5 protein-coding genes are annotated in these 4,334 nt (G+C 71.2%); all 5 read right to left on the bottom strand.

The features are described from left to right. Positions 1–735 (bottom strand): potassium-transporting ATPase subunit KdpA (locus GKQ77_RS28470; protein ID WP_219691806.1); only part of this gene is annotated, 735 nt, incomplete at its 3' end. An 8-nt stretch (positions 736–743) separates the two neighbouring features. After that, on the bottom strand, positions 744–833 hold the full coding sequence (gene kdpF / locus GKQ77_RS28465) for a K(+)-transporting ATPase subunit F (RefSeq protein ID WP_037896654.1): 90 nt from the start codon (positions 831–833) through the stop codon (positions 744–746). A 245-nt stretch (positions 834–1,078) separates the two neighbouring features. Next, positions 1,079–3,025 carry an APC family permease gene (locus GKQ77_RS28460; protein WP_258022115.1) on the bottom strand — a complete coding sequence of 649 codons (1,947 nt, stop codon included), beginning with the start codon at positions 3,023–3,025 and terminating at the stop codon, positions 1,079–1,081. A 148-nt stretch (positions 3,026–3,173) separates the two neighbouring features. Continuing rightward, positions 3,174–3,875, bottom strand: coding sequence for a bleomycin resistance protein (locus GKQ77_RS28455; RefSeq protein WP_219691805.1), 702 nt, complete (start codon positions 3,873–3,875; stop codon positions 3,174–3,176). Positions 3,876–3,921: 46 nt separating this feature from the next. Beyond that, positions 3,922–4,302: a cupin domain-containing protein gene (locus GKQ77_RS28450; RefSeq protein WP_219691807.1), complete on the bottom strand. Its 381-nt coding sequence runs from the start codon at positions 4,300–4,302 to the stop codon at positions 3,922–3,924. Between the last annotated feature and the right edge of the window lie 32 nt (positions 4,303–4,334).

Raw genomic sequence — 4,334 nt, 5'->3', positions numbered from 1 at the left:
GTTCTCGAAGGGGTGGGCGGAGTTGGCGTTGAAGTAGCCGCCGCCGTTGGTGCCGAGGAGTTTGATGACCTCCTGCGTGGCGATCGCACCGCCGTTCCACAACTGGGTGCCGCCCAGGAACTGGCCGACCTCGTGGATGCCGGAGAAGTTCTGGAGCACGCCGCAGGCGACGAGGACGAGCGCGCCGAGCACGGAGATCGGCAGCAGGACACGGACCACGCCGCGCACCAGGTCAGCCCAGAAGTTGCCCAGTTCACCGGTGCGGGACCGGGCGAAGCCGCGTACGAGGGCCACCGCCACGGCGATCCCCACCGCCGCCGAGACGAAGTTCTGCACGGCGAGCCCGGCGGTCTGCACGACGTGGCCCATGGCCTGTTCGCCGGAGTACGACTGCCAGTTGGTGTTCGCCACGAACGAGGCCGCGGTGTTGAAGGCCTGGTCGGGGTCGATGGCCTTGAAGCCGAGCGAGCCGGGCAGCGAGCCCTGGAGCCGCTGGAGCAGGTAGAGGAAGAGGACGCCGGCCGCGGAGAAGGCGAGGACGCCGCGCAGGTACGCGGTCCAGCGCATCTCGGAGTCGGGGTCGGCGCCGATGGCTTTGTAGATCCACTTTTCGGCGCGCAGGTGTTTCTTCGAGCTGTAGACGCGGGCCATGTAGTCACCGAGAGGGCGGTACGCCAGGGCGAGGGCCGCGATCAGGGCGAGCAGTTGGAGCACGCCGGCAAGGACGGGGCTCATATCCGTACTCAGAACCTCTCCGGAAAGACGAGGGCGAGGACGAGGTAGCCCAGGAGGGCGACGGCCACGATCAGGCCGACGACGTTCTCGGCGGTCACAGCTTCGTCACCCCCTTGGCGACAAGTGCCACCAGCGCGAAGACCGCGATCGTGGTGGCGACGAAGGCCAGGTCGGCCATCGTGAGCTCCTGAGGAAGTGGATGGATGAACTACTTGGTCGGACCGTTCGAGGAAACCCCTGTTCAGGGCGGTTTCGGCCGCCGTTGACGCCGTCCATACGGCGTCACCGGGCGTCTTGACGGGTCTCTTACGAACGTCTCTCGCGGGCAGGGCGAGGGCGGCTGCTAGATGCGGAAGCGCAGGCGGCAGATCGCGGCGCCGGTGTCCCTGCGCACCGCGTGGGCCACCACCGCGCCGCGCTGGTTGCGCAGGGCGCGCTGCCAGGCGCGGGCGGGCTCGGCCTCGGGGATCAGGACGGTGACGCGGGTGCCGGGCTCGGCGGCCTCGACGGCGCGTACGTAGGCGGCGATGGGGCGGCCGAGGGTGCGCCGGTCGGAGGGCAGGCGGATCAGGTCCACGCCCGGGTTCCACAGGGCCCAGTCCCGCTCAAGGGCCTCGGCCTGGGCGCGGTCCTCCGGGTCGGCGTGGCAGACGGTCACCGCGCGCACCTCGTCGCCCAGCGAGACGGCGGCGGTCAGCGCCTCGCTGGTGAGGCGGGAGAGGGAGGAGACGGGGACGACGACCAGGGAGCGCGCGCGGTGGGGGCACTCGGGGACGCGGCCGAGGCCCAGGCTCTCGCCGATGTCGGTGTAGGCGCGGTGGACCGTCTCGAAGGCGGCGACGAGCAGCGGCAGGGCGACGACGATCAGCCAGGCACCGTCGTGGAACTTGGTGGCGGTGACGACGACCGCGCTGACGCCGGTGAGGAGCGCGCCGAGGCCGTTGAGCGCCGCCTTGCCGCGCCACCGCGGGCCGCGCTCGCGGCGCCAGTGCACGACCATGCCGGTCTGGGCGAGGGTGAAGCCGACGAAGACGCCGATCGCGAAGAGCGGGACGAGGACGTTGGTGTCGCCGCCGGAGAGGACGAGGAGGGCGGCGGAGACCGCGGCGAGGGTGAGAACGCCGTGCCGGTGGACCTGGCGGTCGGCCTTGAGGGCGAAGACGTGCGGCAGGAAGTTGTCGCGGGCGAGGAGCTTCAGGAGTACGGGCAGACCGCCGAAGGACGTGTTCGCGGAGAGGGCGAGCAGGGTCATCGTCGCGAACTGGACGACGTAGAAAGCGGTGTTGTGGCCGAGTGAGGCGTCCGCGAGCTGGGCGAGGACGGTGACGCCCGCCACCGGCTGGAGGTGGAAGCGGGAGATCAGCACCGCAAGGCCGATCAGCATGACGCCGAGCACGGCGCCGAGGGCGATCTCCGCGTGCTGGGCGCGCTTGGCGCGCGGGGTGCGGAAGGACGGCACAGCGTTGGCGATGGCCTCGACGCCGGTGAGCGCGGAGCAGCCGGAGGCGAAGGCCTTGAGGAGGAGCAGGGCGCCGACGGTGGTGGCGTTGTCGGCGACGACGGAGGCGTGGCCCTGTGCGGCCTCGGTGCTGACGGGGGCGGAGCGGAAGAGGCCGACGGCGATGAGGGTGAGTATCGCCAGTACGAAGACCGCGGTGGGCGCGAGGAAGATCTTCGCGGAGTCGGCGATGCCGCGCAGATTGACCGCGGTCAGCAGGGCGAGGACGGCGAGGCAGATCCAGAGCCGGTCGCCGTAGAGGGCGGGGAAGGCCGAGGTGAGGGCGGCGACGCCCGCGGTGACGGCGACGGCGACGTTCAGGACGTAGTCGAGTACCAGGGAGGCGGCGGCCACCAGGCTCGCCCGGCGGCCGAGGTGGGTCTTGGCCACGGCGTAGGAGCCGCCGCCGTCGGGGAAGGCGGCGATCACCTGGCGGTAGGAGGCGACGAGGACCGCGAGCAGGGCGGCGATGGCGAGGGTCACCGGCAGGGTGAAGCCGAGGCCGTGCCCTCCGGCGGCGGCGAGGACCAGGACGATGGCCTCGGGGCCGTAGGCGACGGAGGCCATCGCGTCCAGGGAGAGCGCGGCGAGCCCGGTGAGCGCCGTGAGCCGGTGGCGCTCGCCGGTGTCCGGCGGGTCCTCGTCGCGAGGGGCGACCGGTGGCCGGCCGCCGCGAGGGGCGGTGGCCGGCTCATGGCTCACACGGGACTCGTGGTTGGCAGGGGACTCGTGGTTGGCAGGGGACTCGTGGTTGACAGGGGTGGCCGTCGAGTCGCTGGTCAGGGCGGACATGCGTACTCCTTCTGGAGCCCGGACAGGTCCGCTCAGGTTCTGTCCGGATCCAGCCGGTGAAGCGCTTCCCTAGCGGGATCTTCGCGCGTGAAGGCCCTGTCTTCACGCGCTCTTGACGGCCACGGGAGCCGCGCGCTCCGCGTCGGCGTCAGGCCCGCAGCTCGGCCAGGCGCGTCAGGGCGTCGTGCGCCGCCCTCCGTTCCGCGTCGGTGAGCCGGAGCCGCGCGGCGCGGGTCAGGAGGCGTTCGGCCAGGGCGTCGTCGCCGAGGCGCTGGGCGATGTCGCCGCGCAGGACCAGCAGGCGCAGCTCCTGTTCGGGGGTGGGCCGCTCGTCCGTCAGGCCGAGGACCCGGTCGATGATCTTGGCGGCGCCGGGCAGGTCCTCCTTGGAGTCGGCGAACAGGTCGGCCATGTGCAGCGCCCGCGCGAAGGTCTCCTTGGGGGCGGGGCGGTGTGTCTGGTCCTCGCTGATCGGCTGCCCGACGCGGATGCTGTTCCCGCCGGGGTCGGTCATCAGGAACTGCCGCATGCCGTACGACATGTCCTTGAGCGGCCCGATGCGGGGCAGGCCGCGGCTGGGGATCTTTCCGTACGCGGTCTTGAGACCGGCGCGGAAGGCGGTGTGCAGTCGCTCGACGTCGTCGGTGACGACATAGCAGCCGGAGTAGGACTCCTTGGGGTCGTACTCCTTCATGCCGAAGAACTGCAGCTCGATGGCGCCGCGTTCGACGACCGCGTACGGATAGGGGCTCTTCTGGAGGAAGGTCGTCTCGAAGCCCAGCGCGGTGTAGAAGTCGACCACGGGCTGGACCGTCCGGCACGGGAGGAGCGGGATCGTTTTCTCGGCCATCCAAGCAGCCTAGTCAAATTTGAGTAGGCGGGATGGCCGGTGACTGTTATTCGGACAGGGCGTGGCCCGTCGTCGCGTCCACGTGGTCCGGGATCTCGTCGTGGCGGTCGCCGACCGTCGGGGTGCCGGTGGGCTCGAAGAGCAGGAGGCGGGCGCCCTCCGGGGCGAAGGGCTTGTGTTCGGTGCCGCGCGGGACCGTGAAGAGCGAGCCCCGCGGGAGGGTGACCCTGCGCTCGCCCGCGGGCTCGCGCAGGTCGATGTGGAGTTCGCCGTCGAGGACGAGGAAGAACTCGTCGGTGTGGTCGTGGACGTGCCAGAGGTGTTCGCCCCGGACCTTGGTCAGGCGTACGTCGTAGTCGTTGACGGAGGTGACGATGCGGGGGCTCCACAGGGCGTCGAAGGAGGCGAAGGCCTGGTCGAGGGAGATGGGTTGGCCCGGAGCGAAGGTGGCGCCGGGGG

The organism is Streptomyces anatolicus, from assembly GCF_019400875.1.
Classification (GTDB): domain Bacteria; phylum Actinomycetota; class Actinomycetes; order Streptomycetales; family Streptomycetaceae; genus Streptomyces; species Streptomyces anatolicus.
The sequence above is the reverse complement of the archived record's forward strand: the minus strand, read 5'-3'. Positions and strand labels throughout refer to the sequence as shown.

Coding starts and splice junctions, on each gene's coding strand:
- GKQ77_RS28460 (WP_258022115.1), bottom strand. CDS start 3,025: ATGTCCGCCCTGACCAGCGACTCGACGGCCACCCCTGTCAACCACGAG.
- GKQ77_RS28455 (WP_219691805.1), bottom strand. CDS start 3,875: ATGGCCGAGAAAACGATCCCGCTCCTCCCGTGCCGGACGGTCCAGCCC.